The 17,490-nt window shown below is 73.1% G+C and carries 11 protein-coding genes and 3 pseudogenes; 3 read left to right on the top strand and 11 right to left on the bottom strand.

The genetic code is table 11. The features are described from left to right. From ACFYOV_RS29585 to ACFYOV_RS29555, 7 genes and pseudogenes are all read right to left on the bottom strand, one after another. Nucleotides 1-138: pseudogene (locus tag ACFYOV_RS29585) on the bottom strand (4-hydroxy-3-methylbut-2-en-1-yl diphosphate synthase); the annotation flags it as partial. 201 nt (nucleotides 139-339) lie between these two features. Then, a complete protein-coding gene (locus ACFYOV_RS29580) occupies nucleotides 340-1,632 on the bottom strand; it encodes a M50 family metallopeptidase (protein WP_389092814.1) in 1,293 nt (430 codons plus the stop codon). A gap of 8 nt (nucleotides 1,633-1,640) precedes the next feature. Then, on the bottom strand, nucleotides 1,641-2,903 hold the full coding sequence (gene dxr / locus ACFYOV_RS29575) for a 1-deoxy-D-xylulose-5-phosphate reductoisomerase (protein ID WP_389092795.1): 1,263 nt from the start codon (nucleotides 2,901-2,903) through the stop codon (nucleotides 1,641-1,643). 65 nt (nucleotides 2,904-2,968) lie between these two features. After that, nucleotides 2,969-4,909: an acyl-CoA dehydrogenase family protein gene (locus tag ACFYOV_RS29570; RefSeq protein WP_389092792.1), complete on the bottom strand. Its 1,941-nt coding sequence runs from the start codon at nucleotides 4,907-4,909 to the stop codon at nucleotides 2,969-2,971. Between the two features lie 111 nt (nucleotides 4,910-5,020). Then, nucleotides 5,021-5,203 carry a hypothetical protein gene (locus tag ACFYOV_RS29565; RefSeq protein WP_389092791.1) on the bottom strand — a complete coding sequence of 61 codons (183 nt, stop codon included), beginning with the start codon at nucleotides 5,201-5,203 and terminating at the stop codon, nucleotides 5,021-5,023. Nucleotides 5,204-5,261: 58 nt separating this feature from the next. Continuing rightward, on the bottom strand, nucleotides 5,262-6,107 hold the full coding sequence (locus ACFYOV_RS29560) for a carbohydrate-binding protein (RefSeq protein ID WP_389092788.1): 846 nt from the start codon (nucleotides 6,105-6,107) through the stop codon (nucleotides 5,262-5,264). 409 nt (nucleotides 6,108-6,516) lie between these two features. Then, nucleotides 6,517-6,720: pseudogene (locus ACFYOV_RS29555) on the bottom strand (Beta-galactosidase C-terminal domain); the annotation flags it as partial. Here ACFYOV_RS29555 and ACFYOV_RS29550 point away from each other — a divergent pair. Continuing rightward, nucleotides 6,664-7,077, top strand: a pseudogene (locus tag ACFYOV_RS29550) (sugar hydrolase); the annotation flags it as partial. The pseudogenes ACFYOV_RS29555 and ACFYOV_RS29550 overlap by 57 nt on opposite strands. A 118-nt stretch (nucleotides 7,078-7,195) precedes the next feature. On the opposite strand, the gene ACFYOV_RS29545 reads toward ACFYOV_RS29550, so the two are convergent. From ACFYOV_RS29545 to ACFYOV_RS29535, 3 genes are all read right to left on the bottom strand, one after another. Then, nucleotides 7,196-8,641, bottom strand: coding sequence for an aldehyde dehydrogenase family protein (locus ACFYOV_RS29545; protein WP_389092786.1), 1,446 nt, complete (start codon nucleotides 8,639-8,641; stop codon nucleotides 7,196-7,198). A 187-nt stretch (nucleotides 8,642-8,828) separates the two neighbouring features. Then, entirely contained in the window at nucleotides 8,829-10,442 is a 1,614-nt protein-coding gene (locus ACFYOV_RS29540) for a PucR family transcriptional regulator (RefSeq protein ID WP_389092783.1), read from the bottom strand. A 113-nt stretch (nucleotides 10,443-10,555) separates the two neighbouring features. Further along, a complete protein-coding gene (locus ACFYOV_RS29535) occupies nucleotides 10,556-12,679 on the bottom strand; it encodes an ATP-binding protein (RefSeq protein WP_389092780.1) in 2,124 nt (707 codons plus the stop codon). Between the two features lie 264 nt (nucleotides 12,680-12,943). On the opposite strand from ACFYOV_RS29535, the gene gabT reads away from it, so the two are divergent. After that, the gene (gabT, locus tag ACFYOV_RS29530) at nucleotides 12,944-14,278 is read left to right on the top strand and encodes a 4-aminobutyrate--2-oxoglutarate transaminase (RefSeq protein ID WP_389092777.1); all 1,335 of its coding nucleotides are present in this window, start codon (nucleotides 12,944-12,946) and stop codon (nucleotides 14,276-14,278) included. Between the two features lie 463 nt (nucleotides 14,279-14,741). Next, nucleotides 14,742-15,425, top strand: coding sequence for a phosphatase PAP2 family protein (locus tag ACFYOV_RS29525; RefSeq protein WP_389092774.1), 684 nt, complete (start codon nucleotides 14,742-14,744; stop codon nucleotides 15,423-15,425). Between the two features lie 19 nt (nucleotides 15,426-15,444). On the opposite strand, the gene ACFYOV_RS29520 is transcribed toward ACFYOV_RS29525, so the two are convergent. Next, entirely contained in the window at nucleotides 15,445-17,193 is a 1,749-nt protein-coding gene (locus tag ACFYOV_RS29520; protein WP_389092772.1) for a chitinase, read from the bottom strand. Between the last annotated feature and the right edge of the window lie 297 nt (nucleotides 17,194-17,490).

Below are 17,490 nucleotides of genomic sequence, written 5' to 3'. Positions count from 1 at the left end.
ACGCGTCGTCGTCATCGACTGCACCGAGACGGGCGCGTCCCCGCCCACCGCCACCGAGCCGACCTGGATCCGCCGGCTCTTCCGGCGCTCGGCGAGCTTGGTCGGAACGGACGGCATGCCGAGAGAAATCGCAGTCATCTGCTGTGCAACCCCAAGTCGTGGATCAAGGTCCGGCTCCCCGTGAGCAGCGGGCTCCGAGCTTCGAGATTACGGTACGGGCGGAGGCCGGAGCACATCCCGGCCGTAAACCCGTTCAAAAGCGATGGCCCGGAACGAAAGGGTTCCAGGCCATCGTGAACGGCGGGTGCCGGCACCCGGGGGCGTCGGCGGAGGGCGGCGCTAGGAGATCCGCACCGGGTTCACCACGTCCGCGATGAGGACGAGGATCGTGAAGCAGACGAAGATCCCGGCCACCACGTAGGCCACCGGCATCAGTTTGGCCACGTCGAACGGGCCGGGGTCGGGACGCCGCAGGACCTTGGCCGTGGTGCGGCGCAGCGACTCCCACAGGGCGCCCGCGATGTGCCCGCCGTCGAGCGGCAGCAGCGGGAGCATGTTGAACAGGAACAGGGAGAGGTTGAAGCCCGCCAGCAGCATCACGAACATGGCCAGTTGCTGGGTGGCCGGGATGTCGAGGGTGGCGATCTCGCCACCGACCCGGGCCGCGCCGACGACGCCCATCGGCGAGTCGGGTTCGCGCGGGCCGTCGCCGAAGGCCGCGTCCCACAGGGCCGGGACCTTCGACGGCAGGGCGGCAAGGGAGTTCACGGCGTCGCCGACCCGGTCGGTCATCCAGGTCACGGAGTCGTCGAGGTCCTGTTTGACGACTCCGGTGGCCGCGCTGAAGCCGAGGAAGCCGGCCTTGACGTACTCGCCCTCGACGTAGGCGCCGCTGGAGTCCTTCTTGGCGACCTGGTTGGTGGCGATCCTCGCGTGGAGGGTGACCTCCTCGCCCTTGCGGTCGACGACGATCGGCACCTCTTTGCCGGCGCTGTCGCGGATGAGGTCGGAGAGGGTGCCCCAGTCCTCGGTCCGCACGCCGCCGAAGGCGACGATCCTGTCCCCCGCCTTCATGCCCGCCGCCGCGGCCGGGGACTGGGGGTCGGACTTCTTGCACTCGTCGCGGTTCTCCGTCTGCGAGATGACGCAGGGCGAGACGGAGCTGACGGTGGTGGTCTGCTGCTGGATGCCGAAGCCCATGAGCACGGTGAGGAACAGCACGACCGCGAGGATCAGGTTCATGAACGGGCCCGCGAACATCACGACGACCCGTTTCCAGGGCTTGCGCGTGTAGAACAGGCGCGTCTCGTCGCCCGGCCGGAGCTCCTCGAAGGCGGCGGAGCGGGCGTCCTCGATCATGCCGCGCCACGGCGAGGTGGAGCGGGCCTCCAGCCGGCCGTCGGGCCCGGGCGGGAACATGCCGATCATGCGGATGTAACCGCCGAACGGGATGGCCTTGATGCCGTACTCGGTCTCGCCCTTCCTCCGCGACCAGAGGGTCGGGCCGAAGCCCACCATGTACTGCGGCACGCGGATGCCGAACATCTTGGCGGTGGACAGGTGCCCGAGCTCGTGCCAGGCGATGGAGAACAGCAGGCCGACCGCGAAGACGACTATGCCGAGGATGAACATCAGGGTCGTCATGCACGCGCCTCCGCGCTCGCCGTCCGGACTGTCAGTTCCCGGGCCCTCGCGCGCGCCCAGGTCTCCGCTTCGAGGACGTCCGACACGGTCAACGAGGTTCCCGGGCGTGGGGTTCCGTGCTCCTCGACCACCCGCGTGACCGTCTCCATGATTCCGTTGAACGGGAGCGCGCCCGCGCGGAACGCCTCCACGCACTCCTCGTTGGCGGCGTTGAACACCGCCGGGGCGGTGCCCCCGAGCTCGCCCACGTGCCGGGCGAGGTTCACCGAGGGGAACGCCTCGTTGTCGAGCGGGAAGAACTCCCAGGTGGACGCCTTGCTCCAGTCGAAGACCGGGGCGGCGTCGGGGACCCTTTCGGGCCAGCCGAGGCCGATGGCGATGGGCCCGCGCATGTCGGGGGGCGTCGCCTGGGCCAGTGTCGATCCGTCCGTGAACTCAACCATCGAGTGGACATACGACTGGGGATGCACGACCACCTCAATGCGGTCGAAGCCGATGTCGTAGAGCAGGTGGGCCTCGATGACCTCCAGGCCCTTGTTGACCAGGGTCGCGGAGTTGATCGTGATGACCGGGCCCATGGCCCAGGTGGGGTGGGCGAGGGCGTCCTCGACGGTGACGTCCGCCAGCTCCTGCCTGGTCCGGCCGCGGAAGGGGCCACCGGAGGCGGTGACGACGAGCCTGCGCACGTCGGCGCGGGTGCCCGCGGCGAGCGCCTGGAAGAGGGCGGCGTGCTCGGAGTCGACCGGGATGATCTGGCCCGGCTTGGCCAGCGCCTTGACCAGGGGGCCGCCGACGATGAGCGACTCCTTGTTGGCGAGCGCGAGGGTGCGGCCGGTCTCCAGGGCGGCGAGCGTCGGGGCGAGTCCGATGGAGCCCGTGATGCCGTTGAGGACCGTGTGGCAGTCGGACGCGGCGGCCTCGGTGGCGGCGTCCGGTCCGGCCAGGACCTCGGGCAGCCGCTCCCCGGGGCCGAAGAGCGCGGACAGCGCCTCGCGCAGCGCGGGGACGACGTCCTCGCGGGCGACCGCGACGGTCCGCACCCGCAGCCGGTGGGCCTGCTCGGCCAGCAGGGCGACCCGGCCGCCGTGGGCGGACAGGGCGGTGACCCGGAACCGGTCGGGGTGGCGCAGCACGAGGTCGATGGCCTGGGTGCCGATCGACCCGGTGGAGCCGAGGATCACCACGTCCTTCGGGCCGTCTCCCGCGACGGGGTCGTACACCAGGTGCGGGTCGGCGAGGGGAGCTGGAGCGTCGGTCATGGACCCATTGTGTCGGGTCGGCAGGGCTGCCGGGGCCAGGCCCCGGCAGCCGTCGCCGCTCCGCCTCAGCGGATCGGCCGGTGCACGTTCTCCCGAGTGCTCGGCCCCGGGGTGGCGTCCGCGATCCAGGGGCCGTCGTCGGAGGGGTCCACGATGCCGTGTTCGAGCCACTCGTAGGTGCCGGACAGGACGCCCTTGACGACCTTGCGGTCGAGGTCGTCGGTGTTGGTCCACAGGCGGTCGAAGAGCTCCTCGACGCGGATGCGGGCCTGACGGCAGAAGGCGTCGGCGAGCTGGTACGCCTCGCGGCCGTGGTCGCCCTGGCCGCGCAGGAGCTCGGCGCGGACGCAGGCGGCGCTCATGGCGAACAGTTCGGCGCCGATGTCGACGATCCGGCCGAGGAAGCCCTGCTTGGTCTCCATGCGGCCCTGCCAGCGGGACATGGCGTAGAAGGTGGAGCGGGCCAGCCTGCGGGAGGTCCGCTCGACGTAGCGCAGGTGCGGGGACAGGTCGATGCCGTTCCTGAACCGGCCGTAGCTGCCGGGGAGCTGGCCGGGGCCGGCGACGAGTCTGGGCAGCCACTTGGCGTAGAAGGCGCCCGCGTTGGCGCCCGCCCGGGCCTTGTCACCGAGGGACTTCTCCGGGTCGATCAGATCGCCCGCGACCGACAGGTGGGTGTCGACGGCCTCGCGGGCGATCAGCAGGTGCATGATCTCGGTGGAGCCCTCGAAGATGCGGTTGATGCGCAGGTCGCGCAGCATCTGCTCGGCGGGGACGGCACGTTCGCCGCGTGCCCGGAGGGAGTCGGCGGTCTCGAAGCCCCGGCCGCCGCGGATCTGGACCAGTTCGTCGGCCATCCGCCAGGCCATCTCCGAGCCGTAGAGCTTGGCGAGGGCGGCCTCGATGCGGATGTCGTTGCGGTCCTCGTCGGCCATCTGGGAGGACAGGTCGAGCACGGCCTCCAGCGCGAACGTGGTCGCCGCGATGAACGCGATCTTGGATCCGACCGCCTCGTGCAGCGCCACGGGCTTGCCCCACTGCTCGCGGGCGGCGGACCACTCGCGGGCGATCCTCAGGCACCACTTGCCGGCACCCACGCACATCGCGGGCAGTGACAGCCGCCCGGTGTTCAGGGTGGTCAGGGCGATCTTCAGGCCCTGGCCCTCCTCGCCGATGCGGTGGGCGGCGGGGACGCGGACCCGGTGGAACCGGGTGACGCCGTTCTCCAGGCCGCGCAAGCCCATGAAGGCGTTGCGGTTCTCGACGGTGATGCCCTCGGAGGCGGCCTCCACGACGAAGGCGGTGATGCCGCCCCGGTGCCCCTCGGACTTCGGCACGCGGGCCATGACGACCAGGAGGTCGGCGACGACGCCGTTGGTGGTCCACAGCTTCACGCCGTCGAGCACGTAGGCGTCACCGTCCGGGACCGCGGTGGTGGCCAGCCGGGCCGGGTCAGAGCCGACGTCCGGCTCGGTCAGCAGGAAGGCCGAGATGTCGGTGCGGGCGCAGCGCGGCAGGAAGGTGTCCTTCTGCTCCCGGGTGCCGAACAGCTTCAGCGGCTGGGGGACGCCGATCGACTGGTGGGCGGAGAGCAGGGCGCCGACCGCGGGGCTGGCCGAGCCGACCAGGGCGAGGGCCTTGTTGTAGTAGACCTGTGTCAGGCCGAGACCGCCGTACTTGGTGTCGATCTTCATGCCGAGGGCGCCGAGCTCCTTGAGCCCGCTGATCACCTGGTCGGGGATCCGGGCCTCGCGCTCGATCAGGGCCCCGTCGATCCGGGTCTCGCAGAAGTCGCGCAGCTTGGCGAGGAACGCCTCGCCGCGCCGGGCGTCCTCGTCGGCCGGCAGGGGGTGGGGGTGGACGAGGTCCAGCCGGAAGCGGCCGAGGAACAGTTCCTTGGCGAAGCTGGGCTTGCGCCAGTCCTGTTCCCGGGCGGCCTCCGCCACCTGGCGGGCCTCGCGTTCGGTGACCGTGGGCCTGGACGGGGACTCGGGTACTGCGGACATGAGGCTCACCTCGCCGCGTATCGGGATCGGGGGACGGTTCGGTTACCGACGGGTGCTACCCGATCGTTGGTACCCGATCCCGGGCGAACCCACCACCCTTCGCGCGGCCGTTCAGCCGATGTCGACCGAGTACGCCCTGGTGTCCACGCGGCCGGTGCCCCTGAAGACCTCGGTGCCGGCCTCGATGCCGGAGACGTACGCGTCCTCGGTCAGCAGTTTGCGGCGGACCAGGGCCTGGGTGAAGTCGTCGAGGTCGAGGGTGGCCCGGGTGGTGCTGCCGCGGCCCGGCGCCACGGACGCGCGCCCCGCGGGTCGGGGACCTGCGGGGCGTGGGCCGGTGCTGCGGGGAAGGTCAGTCGCGACGCCACAGGGCGGGGACGTTCGGCGGCTCCCATCCGGCGATCGAGGTGTGCGCCTGGAGGCAGACGTAGCCGGTGCCGCCGTGGGTGACCCGGTCGCCCGGGGTGTAGGAACGGCCGGGCGCCCAGGTGCCGCCGGGCGGGTCGGTGGGCGGGTCGGTGGGGTCGCCCAGGACGTCGAGCACGAAGTCGAAGGTCGCCTCCTTGCCGCCGCCCGCGTCCCGGACGGTCATCAGCAGCACCGGGTCGAACAGGGCGTCGGTGCCGTTGCGCGGCTCACCGGGGAAGTAGAGCTGCGTGGTGAGCACGGGCCGGCCCGGCGCCTGGGCCTTGACGTGGATGTGCCGGGTGCGGCCCGGGTACAGCCCGGGCACGATCGTCTGGAGGACGAACACGCCCGAGGCGTTGGTGAACTGGTGGCCGCGCAGGGTGTACCCGGCCGTGTCGTAGGCACCGGCGGTGTCGGCCTGCCAGAAGTCGAGCAGGACGCCGGGGAGCGGGACGCAGTTGCGGCCGAAGACGTAGCCGCTGACGGTGAGCCGGGTGCCGGGGGTGCCCGCGGTCACGAGGCTGGTGCGCCGCGGGGAGTTCGGCTTGAAGTAGGGGCCCTCCATCTGCTCGGGCGTGGGATCGTCGCCGTCGTCGCAGGAGGGGGTCGGCGTGAGGGTCCGGCCCTGCGAACCGGCGTCCCGGGCGAGCGCCGCCGTACCCGTGGCGAGCAGCGGAACGGCGGCTCCGGCGGCGACGGCCGCTCTGAGCAGGCTCTTGCGGCTGATCCGACGGTCGGCTCCGGCGCCCGGCGCGGTGTCGGTGCCGGGTTCGGGCGGGGAAGGCGTCATGGCGGTTCCTCGGTCTCCTCGGTGGGGGCGGAAGGACGGGGTGTGCCTGACACGGAGCGCGTCCGCCGACGCGGGGCGGACTGGTTTCCTTCGGCGGACGCGCTCCGATGGTGATCACCGGCCAACCTAGTGGCGCGGCCCCCGCGCGAGGAGCTCCCGTTCCGGCCCCTGCGCGGCGTTATGGAAGGGAAGGCGGGGGCGGCGCGGCCGCCCTTCCGCCGCCGCACCCGGGTGAGGAGGAGCACGGACCGTCCCCCCGGCCATCACCCCGGGCGGGGCCGGTGTCGTGGTGCCGCCGGTGACGGCGACCGGGGTGACACCGTGCAGGCCAGGTCGCTGCCGCCGAGGAAGGTGTCCTCCGAGTGGGCGGCCGGCCGCGGCTCCCAGGTTCCGTGGACGGGGGTGGCGCTCATGACCGCAGCGCTGCCGCGCCGTACCGGCCGAGGGTGATCCGGTCGGTGACGCCCGTCCCGGTCAGCAGGTGGTGGTGGGTGCCCGGGACGTCGACGGTGACCGGCTCACGGCCGTGGTTGAGCAGGAACAGCAGCTCGCCGCGGACGTCCGCCTCCGGACGACGGTCACGCTGGACGGGGAGCCCGGCGGTAGCCGGCCGGTGCTCCGACGGGGCCTGGACGCCGCCGACTTCGACGAGCAGAGCGGCACGGAGATCACCGACCGCACAAGGGCGGCGGGCGACGCGGTGACGCCGGCCGGTGACGGCGTCGGCGAACTGCTCTTCCCCGCCTGCGACGTCGGTACCGGGGTGCGGGAGGTGGCGGTGACCGCCGCGGGCGAGGGCATCGTCGAACTCGCCCTGGACGGCGGCCCCGCCCTCGCCACCCTCAGTCCGGCCACGCCGGGGCCGTACGACCACGCGTCGCTGACCGCAGACTTCGCCGCCGACGGCGTGCGCAACGTGCACGTGAGGCTGCGCGGCACGGTGCGGCTCACGCACGGCGGCTTCTCCGGTGAGGGTCAGGAAGCGGCCGACGTACCGGAGGGGCCCGGCACCGGAGACGTCCGGTGCCGGGCCCCTCCCGGTGGACGGGGCGGGCGCGGGGCCCGTGGCCGGGCGCGCGGCCCTTCGGTCAGAGGGCGAGTCCGGTGAGGACCATCACCCGCTCGTAGGTGTAGTCCTCCATCGCGAACCGCACGCCCTCGCGGCCCACGCCGGACTGCTTGGCACCGCCGTACGGCATCTGGTCGGCGCGGTAGGACGGCACGTCGCCGATGACCACGCCGCCGACCTCGAGGGCGCGGTGGGCGCGGAAGGCGGTCTGGAGGTCGTGGGTGAACACGCCCGCCTGGAGACCGTACTTGGACTCGTTGACCGCGGCGAACGCCTCGGTCTCGCCGTCGACCTTCTGCACGGTCAGGACGGGCCCGAAGACCTCCTCGCAGGAGATCGTCACGTCGGCGGGAACCTCGGTGAGCACGGTCGGCGCGTACGAGGCGCCCTCCCTTTCGCCGCCGGTGAGCAGCTTGGCGCCCGCGGCGACGGCCTCGTCGACCCAGCTCTCGACGCGCTGGGCGGCGTCCTCGCTGACCAGCGGGCCGACGTCGGTGGCGTCGTCGGAGGGGTCGCCGGTGACCTGGGCCTCGACGGCGGCCACGATGCGCGGCAGCAGCCGGTCGTACACCGAGGCGTCGGCGATCACGCGCTGCACGGAGATGCAGGACTGGCCGCCCTGGTAGTTGGAGAAGGTCGCGATGCGGTTCGCGGCCCAGTCCAGGTCCTCGTCGCTCGCCCAGTCGGCCAGCACGACGGCCGCGCCGTTGCCGCCGAGCTCCAGGGTGCAGTGCTTGCGCGGCACCGAGTCCATGATCGCGTAGCCGACCTTCTCGGAACCGGTGAAGGAGATGACCGGCAGCCGCTCGTCCTGCACGAGGGCCGGCATCTTCTCGTTCGGCACCGGCAGGATGCTCCAGGAGCCGGCGGGCAGCTCGGTCTCGGCGAGCAGCTCACCGAGGACCAGGCCGGACAGCGGGGTGGCGGGCGCCGGCTTGAGGATGATCGGGGCACCGGCGGCGATGGCCGGGGCGACCTTGTGGGCGCACAGGTTCAGCGGGAAGTTGAAGGGCGCGATGCCCAGCACGACGCCCTTCGGGAAGCGCCGGGTGAGGGCGAGCCGGCCCTGGCCGCCGAGGTCGGTGTCGAGCCGCTGGGCCTCGCCGCCGTTGAAGCGCCGGGCCTCCTCCGCGGCGAACCGGAACACGGACACCGCACGGCCGACCTCGCCGCGCGCCCACTTGATCGGCTTGCCGTTCTCGGCGGAGATCAACCGGGCGATCTCCTCGGTGCGCTCGACGAGCCGGCGGCTGACGTGGTCCAGGGCGGCGGCGCGGACGTGGGCGGGGGTCGCGGCGAACTCGTCCCGCACGGCGTACGCGGCGGCCACGGCCTCCTCGACCTGGGCGTCGGACGGCACGCTCACCGAGCCGACGACCCGGGCGTCCCACGGGGAGGTGACGTCGAAGGCGGCCTCGCCGGTGACCTGGCGGCCGGCGAGCCAGAAGGCGTGGGTGGAAGTCATTGCGAGTCCCGGCCCTTCCGCGTTGGGGGTGAGTGGTACGTGGGTTGCTGGATCCACGGTAGGGGCGGGGTGTCGGGCGGTCGTTTGTCCGAGTCGTAGCAGTCGGGTGGCTTGGCACGCCGCTTTGGCAGATCGGCCGGTGGTCGCGGCAACGCCCCTGGCCGGCATCGGTTCCTGACGGGACCGCTCACTCCGCCGACGTCGCTTTGAGCGCCAGCCACAGTTCCATCCGCACGTCCGGATCGTCCAGCGAGCGGCCCAGGATCTCCTCCACCCGGCGCATGCGGTAGCGCAGGGTGTGGCGGTGGACGCCGAGGTCGGCCGCGGCGGCGTCCCACTGGCCGTGGCGGGAGAGCCAGGCGCGCAGGGAGGCGACGAGGTCACCGCGGCCGGTCGCGTCGTGTTCGTACAGGGCCCGCAGCAGACCGTCGGCGAACGCCCGCACCGCGTCGTCGGCGAGCAGCGGCAGGACGGACCCGGCGGCCAGCTGCTCGTGCTCCACCAGCACCCGCCCGCGCCTGCGGGCCACCGACAGCGCCTGTTCGGCCTGCTTGTAGGCGGCGGAGGCGGCGATGGGGCCGGCCGGCGCGGACAGTCCCACGACGAGTTCGTCCTCGTCGGTGGTGCTCGCCGCGGGCGGCGGCGCCGTGCCGTTGCGTGCCGCCTCGCGCGCGGCCGCGTGCTCCCCGCAGGCGGCCACGGCGGCGCCGCCGTCCGCGGCGAGCACCACCAGGCGTTCGCCCTCCGGCACCACCAGGACCGCCTCGCCGGAGCGGGCGGCGGCGGACTCCACGACCTCGGCCAGGGCGCCGAGGGCATCGCCGTTCGGGTCACCCTGGGCCCGCGCGGCCGGTGCCGCGCCGGTCTCGGCCACGACGATCCGAAACGGCGCGTCCAGCAGACCCCCGTACAGGTCACCGGCCACCGCGCGGGCGTGGTCCGGCTCCCCGGCGAGCAGCATCCGCAGCACGGCCGCGCCGACGCGCTGCTCGGCGGCGTGCAGGGAGCGGGAGCGTTCCGTGGTGAGGGTGAGCAGGGCGATGGCCGAGTGGACCGCGTACCGCTCCGCGGTACCGAGGGCGGCGGCCGTGCCCACGGCGAGGGCGGCGCGGGGGCGCCGGCCGGTGCCGAGGGAGTGCAGCTCGACCCGGTCCTCGTTCTCGGGTCCGGCCACGACCGAGGAGGCGGGCGCGGGCCGCTCCCGCAGCCGCTGCACGTCCGCGGTCAGCCGCGCCGCGCGCCGGCCCGCCCACTCCGGTGCCGTGGCGACGACGGCGCCCGAGGCGTCGTACAGCGCCGCCCACCCGTCGACCTGGGAGGCGAGCCCCGCCAGCAGTCCCTCCGGCCCGTCGGTCAGCGCCTGCCGGGTGAGCTCCCGCTGGGCGGCGAAGCCCGCGGTCACCGCCCGGTACTGGTCGGCGGCGATGGCGGCGGAGACGGCCTTGCTGATCGCGAGGAACGGCGTGCGGCGCGGCACCTCCAGCAGCGGCAGCCCCTCCTTCCCGCACGCCTCGACGAGGGCCTCGGGGATGTCGTCGTAGCTCACCCCGACCGCGAAGCCGAGTCCCACCACCCCGGCGTCCACCAGCCGCTTCACATAGCGGCGCATGGCCGCCGGGTCCTCCGCGTCCAGCTTGAGCGCGGTGATCAGCAGCAGCTCCCCGCCCTCCATGTACGGCACGGGGTCGGCGAGCTCGCTCACGTGCGCCCAGCGGACCGGCACGTCGAGGCGGTCCCCGCCCGCGCGCACGGTCAGTTTGAGCGCGGAGTGGTGGACGAGCGAGGCGAGCGTGGGAGGCATGGGGCCTGGACCTTCGGGTCTGCGGAGATCGGGTGTGCGGTGTGGACTTTTGGCCGCGGCGTATGAACGACCCATGTCGATTCTGCCTCACCGTACGGACTCCGCGCGCCCCGTCACCCCCGCAGATCCACCAGCAGGGGCGGCGCGTGCTCACCCCTCACATCGGTCAACGACAGCACCGCGTGCCCCGGCGGCACGGCGTGCGCCAACTCGGAGGCGGACCAGCGCTCGCGTTCGACCTGGCGCACGGTGACCGCACGCGCAGTCGGCGCCTTTCCGGTGATGGCCCGCCGCAACGCGTGCACGGCCTTGCCGGCCGGGCTCTCGGCGATGATCTGCCGGTCGGTGACGTCCCGCGCCTCGGTCCATTCCTTGCCCCACACCTCCGCGAAGTCCTGCCCGTCCCACGGGGTGAGCCCGGCCAGCGCCATCCGGCATCCGGTGGCCCCGAGCAACGGCCCGCGCAGCGGCCTCGGCACGTCGTCCAGGGTGCGCAGCGTCAGCACGGCCCCGGCGTTGGCCGACCGCAGCCGTTGGATGCCCCGTACGGCCTCGGGCGTGACCACGCCGGTGGCGTCGTCCAGCACCAGGCAGGCGAACAGCGACCGGTCCTCGCGCACCGTCGCACTGGCCGTGAACTGCGCGAGCACCAGTCGGGCCAGCATCCGTGAGGCGTCGGCGTGCCCCCGCTCGGGCAGGTCCACGCGCACCCGCACCGGGTGGTCCAGGGCCTTGAGGGAGAAGGGCCGGGACCGCCCGGAGGTGTCGAAGAACCCGGCGAAGGCGGGCCGGTCCAGCAGCGCCACCCGGTCGGCGAGGACCCCGCCCACGTCGCCGGGGTGGGCCATCTGCCGCTCCCGGGCGTCGAGTTCGCGCAGCAGCGGCTCCTGCCCGGCGTCCGTCAGGCCCTCGCGCAGCGCGGCCAGCGGCCCGGGCGCCCCGTCGAGGAGCTGCCGCAGCTCCGGCACGGAGGGGAAGCGCCCGTGGACCGCGCGGAACGGGCCGAGGAGCTGGGCGAGGACAGTGGTGGCGCGGCGGCTGTCGCTGCCGGGGTGCGGATCGGCCAGGTCTCCGGACAGCGCCTCGGCGAGCACGGCCGCGGCCTCGTCGGGGTCCGTGGTGCCGCCGTAGAGGTCCAGGTCGTACACGGAGTCGGGGTTGCCGACCCGTACGACCACGTCGTAGGCGTCGGCCGGGCCGAGCCCCGCGCCCGCCGCGCCGACCACGACCACGGCGGCCCGCCCGGCCAGCGCGTGCAGGCACAGGGACTCGGCGACGGGCCGGACGACACTGCCGGTCTTGCCGGACCCGGCAGGTCCGACGGCGAGCAGCGAGGTACCCAGCAGTTCGGGGCCGAGGGCGAGACCGGTGCCCCGGTAGGCGTACGGGTTGCGGGCGTCGTCGGCGGCGGTGCCGAGCCGTACCTGACCGGTGACCAGGTCGTGCTGGCACTGCCGGGCGGGCAGGTCCCGGGCGCCGGAGGGGTGGAGGCAGGCGGCGGCGCCGTCCTTGAGCACGGCGCCGGTGAAGGTTGCCAGGCTGTGCCGGCCACTGCGCACGCCCTGCCAGGCGCGGGTGATGCGGGCGTGGTCGACGTCCCGCATCAGCCCGGCGCGGGCGTCCGCGGCGAGCCGCTCGGCGGCGTCGACGGCACCAGCGGCACGCAGGGCGGGATACGCGGCGGGGTCGGCCTCGGGAGCAGGCGGGCGCTGATCGGGCCGCGGGGTACGGCGCCAGGCGGGCGGACCGTAGCGGCGCCAGATCTCGCTCCACCGGCCGAGCCGGCCCACGCCGACCATGATGATCCCGGCGACCAGCGCGTAGTAGGCGTAGACGACCACGACGGCACCGAAGCTGTGGGGCTCGGCCCAGGAGTCGGGGATCATCGCGTACAGCGGCAGCAGCCACCAGCCGCCGAGGTAGCCGTTCCACAGCAGTGACCAGATCAGCCAGCCGACGAGGAACGCGATCAGCGCGCCGCTGAGCAGCTGCCGGGCCGGAATCAGCTCGGGCTCCTCCTCCGGCCGTGGCCGGTGGCCGAAACGCCACACACCGGGCAGGGCCTCCGGGCGCGGGGTGCGCAGCCAGCCGAGGAAGGCGGACCCGTCCGGCGGCGGGGGCATCCCCGGCGCTTGTGCGGGCATCGGGGGCATCGCGGGCACGTCCGGCGGCCCCCCCGGGCGCGGTACCGGATTCGCATGTGTGCCCCGCGCGTCCCGGGTCCCGTCGCTGTCCATCGCCCTTGCCCCCTGACCAGCCGCTCCGTCCACCGTTCAGCGAGTCAATCTAACGCCCTCCCAGGGCGAGTTCACCGCTTACGGGGCCGCGTCCGGCCACACCGGGCATCCCGGCGGCGGGTCGCACGCGGCCCGCCGCTATGTCCACCACGGACAACCCGGCCCCCCGGACAACGCCCACATGGAGCATGCCCACCCCCCTCTCCCCGCCCTAGCCTGCGAGAAAAGAAGACAAGCGTCCGTGAAAACCCCCAGGAGCCCCGCATGACCGCACTTCCGCAGGAGCGCCGCGTCGTCACCGCCATTCCCGGCCCGAAGTCGCAGGAGCTGCAGGCCCGCCGTACCGCGGCGGTGGCGCAGGGCGTGGGCTCCGTGCTGCCGGTGTTCACCGCGCGCGCGGGCGGTGGGATCATCGAGGACGTCGACGGCAACCGCCTGATCGACTTCGGTTCGGGCATCGCCGTGACGTCCGTCGGCGCCTCCGCCGAGGCCGTCGTACGCCGCGCCTCCGCCCAGCTCGCCGACTTCACGCACACCTGTTTCATGGTCACGCCGTACGAGGGCTACGTGGCCGTCGCCGAGGCGCTGGCCGAGCTGACGCCGGGCGACCACGCCAAGAAGTCGGCGCTGTTCAACAGCGGCGCCGAGGCCGTCGAGAACGCCGTCAAGATCGCCCGCGCCTACACCAAGCGGCAGGCGGTCGTCGTGTTCGACCACGGCTACCACGGCCGCACCAACCTCACCATGGCGCTCACCGCGAAGAACATGCCGTACAAGCACGGCTTCGGCCCCTTCGCGCCCGAGGTGTACCGCGTGCCGGTCGCCTACGGCTACCGCTGGCCCACCGGCCCGGAGAACGCCGGCCCGGAGGCCGCCGCCCAGGCCATCGACCAGATGAGCAAGCAGGTCGGCGCGGACAACATCGCCGTGATCATCATCGAGCCGGTGCTCGGCGAGGGCGGCTTCATCGAGCCCGCGAAGGGCTTCCTGCCGGCCATCAGCACGTTCGCCGCGGACAATGGCATCGTCTTCGTCGCCGACGAGATCCAGTCCGGCTTCTGCCGCACCGGCCAGTGGTTCGCCTGTGAGGACGAGGGCATCGTCCCGGACCTAATCACCACCGCCAAGGGCATCGCCGGCGGCCTGCCGCTGGCCGCGGTGACCGGCCGCGCCGAGATCATGGACGCCGCGCACGCGGGCGGCCTGGGCGGCACCTACGGCGGCAACCCGGTGGCCTGCGCGGGCGCACTGGGTGCCATCGAGACGATGAAGGAGCTGGACCTCAACGCCAAGGCGAAGAACATCGAGGCGATCATGAAGGGCCGCCTCGCCGCCATGGCCGAGAAGTTCGATGTCATCGGTGACATCCGGGGCCGCGGCGCGATGATCGCCATCGAGCTGGTCAAGGACCGTGCCACCAAGGAGCCGCACCCGGAGGCGACCGCGGCACTGGCCAAGGCCTGCCACCAGGAGGGCCTGCTGGTCCTGACCTGTGGCACCTACGGCAACGTGCTGCGCTTCCTGCCCCCGCTGGTCATCGGCGAGGACCTGCTGAACGAGGGCCTCGACATCATCGAGCAGGCGTTCGCGCGCATCTGAGCCGGCATCGCGGCAGGTGAGCCGCCCGGTCCGTACCGGGACGGCCGAGCGGCAGAGCGTGTGAAGAACGTGTGCGGGGTGGATGGCAGGAGCCCGTTCACCCTGTCGCGGGCCCACGCCCTGCCGTAGGTTCTACCCAGATGAGAGATACACCCCGCTCACAGGGGACTGTGGGCGGCACGGGCCGAGGCCTCCCCAGCTTCGACCTGGCCGTGCCCTCGCGCACACAACCGGAGCCGCAAGGTTCCGGATCTCCTCACCGATCGGACGGTCGCTCGCCCCAAACCCCCCGGGGCGCGCGACGTTCCGGTCAGGACGGCCCCCGGGCGCTGTGAACCTCGAGGCCGTCCCCCGAAGGGCCAGTGCACACCCCCCCTTGCACTGGCCCTTCGGCGTTCCCCGGCAGCGGTCCTCCTCCCCCCGTCGCACGGCCGAGCGGTCCGGGGCTGCCAAGCTGGGCACCATGCCCGTTCCCCGGACCCGCCCGCTCCGCCGGCCCGCCGTGCCGTCCGTTGCGCTGTGCGCCCTCGCCGGGCTGTGCGCCCTGCTCTTCGCTCTGGTCACCTGGCAGGTGGTGGCCGACGGGCCGCTGGTGCGGCTGGACGAGCGGGTCAGCCGGGCTTTGGTGCGCCCGGACCGGCCCGCCGAGTTCCTCGCCGACCTGGGGAACGTCGAGGTGGCGGTGCCGGTGCTGGCGGCGGTGCTGGTGCACGTCGGTCTGCGCGGGCGGGCGCGCGCCCCCAGGCACCGGTGGGCGGGGCCGGTCGCGGCGGCGGTGCTGATGGCGCTGGTGCCCGCGCTGGTCGTGCCGGTCAAGGAGCTGACCGACCGTCCGGGCACCCCGGTGGAGCCCCCGGGCACGGGCTACTACCCGTCCGGACACACCGCCACCGCCGCGATCGCGTACGGCTCGGCGGTGCTGCTTCTCCTCCCCCGCCTCGTCACCGCGCTCGCCCGCCGGGTGCTCGTCGCCGCCTGCGTGACCGTGAACCTGGGTGTGGGGTACGGGCTGGTGCGCCGGGGCTACCACTGGCCGCTGGACGTCGTGGGCAGTTGGTGTCTGTGCGCGGTGCTGCTGACGGGGCTCGTCGCCGTGCTGCGACGAGCCCCGCACCTCGACGGCGGCGACGGCGGCGGTCGCCGCTGACCGCCCGCCGAGGCGCCCGTCAGCCGAAGTAGCCGTCGAAGGTCCGCTGGAACTCCCAGCCGCCGAAGCGGTCCCAGTTGATCGACCACGTCATCAGGCCGCGCAGGCCCGGCCAGGCCCCGTGGGTCGCGTACGAGCCGCAGTTCATGCGTTTGGTCAGGCAGTCCAGGGTCTTGGTGACCTCGGCCGGGGACACGTGTCCGTTGCCGGCGTTGGCCGTGGCCGGCATGCCGATGGCGACCTGGTCGGGGCGCAGTGGCGGGAAGACCTTGGTGGCGTCGCCCGCGACCGGGAAGCCGGTCAGCAGCATGTCGGTCATGGCGATGTGGAAGTCCGCGCCGCCCATGGAGTGGTACTGGTTGTCCAGGCCCATGATCGGCCCGGAGTTGTAGTCCTGGACGTGCAGCAGGGTCAGGTCGTCGCGCAGTGCGTGGATGACCGGCAGATACGCACCGGCCCTCGGGTCCTGGCCGCCCCACTTGCCGGTGCCGTAGTACTGGTGGCCGAGCTGGACGAAGAAGGTCTCCGGGGCCATCGTGAGCACGAAGCCGTCGCCGTACCTGGCCTTGAGGGTCTTCAGCGCCGAGACGAGGTTGACGATCACCGGTGTCCTCGGGTTCCTGAAGTCCGTGTCGTCGGCGTTCAGGGACAGGGAGTGGCCCTCGAAATCGATGTCCAGACCGTCGAGTCCGTACTCGTCGATGATCCTCGAGACGGACGACACGAAGGTGTCCCGCGCCGCCGCCGTGGTCAGCTGCACCTGCCCGTTCTGGCCGCCGATGGAGATGAGCACCTTCTTGCCGGCCGCCTGCTTGGCCTTGATCGCCGCCTTGAACTCGGCGTCGCTCTCCACGTTCGGGCACTCGGTCACGGGGCAGCGGTCGAACCGGATGTCCCCCGAGGTGACCGAGGTCGGCTCGCCGAAGGCGAGGTCGATGACGTCCCAGCTGTCGGGGACGTCGGCCAGACGGGTGTAGCCGGAGCCGTTGGCGAAGGTGGCGTGGAGGTAGCCGACGAGCGCGTGGGCCGGCAGGTCGGAGGGGCCGCCGGGGCCCGAGCCGCCCGTCGTCGCCGTCACCGTGGCCGAACGGGCCGACTCGCCCGCATCGTTGAGCGCGGTGACCTGGAAGGCGTACGCCGTCGACGGGGTCAGGCCGGACACGGTGGCCGAGGTCCCGCTCACCGTCTGCACCTTGTCGCCGTCGCGGTAGACCGCGTAGCCCGTGGCGCCCGCGACCGGTGACCAGGACAGCGCGACGCTCGTCGAGGTGACCGTTCCGGTCCTGAGGCCGGTGGGCGGAGCGGGCGGCTGCCCCGTCTCCCCGCCCGGTCCGACGAGGGAGAGGTCGTCGGCGTGATAGGCACCGGTGCCGTACCAGCCGTGGGTGTAGAGGGTGACGCGGGTGGTGGCGGGGCCGGTGCGGAAGGTGGTGGTGAGCCGCTGCCAGTCGGGGGCGGACTGGGTCCAGACGGAGACGTCGGTGGCGCCGGTACCGCTCGCGCCGAGGTACACGTGGGAGCCACGGACGTGACCGGTGAGCGTGTACGTGGAGTCCGGTTTCACCGTCACGGTCTGCGAGCAGCGGGCGTTGTCGGCACCGGCCGGGGTGGCCCTGAGCGCGGAACTGCCGCTGCGGACCGGTGAGTCGACGGTCGTGGCGGCGGTGCACGTCCAGCCGTCCAGGCCGGACTCGAAACCGCCGTTCCTGACGAGATCGGCGTCGGCCGCACGCGCGGCCGACGTGACGCCGGACGCGGCCAGGGCCACGGTGACGAGCGTGGCGAGGGTTCCGTGCCGGACGGTGGGGCGCGAGCGCCGTGACGATCCGGATGATCCGGACGATCCCAAGGGCCTGAACGGCCTGAACGGCCTGAGTGGTCTGGAGCGGTCCACAAGTACCTCCGGGCATGGGGGAGATGGAGGGTGGAGCGCCTTCAAGTTGGTCCAGACCAATCAGGTTGTCAAGACCCCTGCCGCGGGTTCGGGAAGACCTCCCTCCTCGCCGCGGACGCGGAGCGCGCCCACGGGAGGGAGAGAGTGAGGCCGGTGGCGTGCCGACGCGGG

Source organism: Streptomyces sp. NPDC005931, assembly GCF_042871235.1.
Taxonomy (GTDB): Bacteria; Actinomycetota; Actinomycetes; order Streptomycetales; family Streptomycetaceae; genus Streptomyces.
This window is presented reverse-complemented; position numbering and strand designations above follow the sequence as displayed.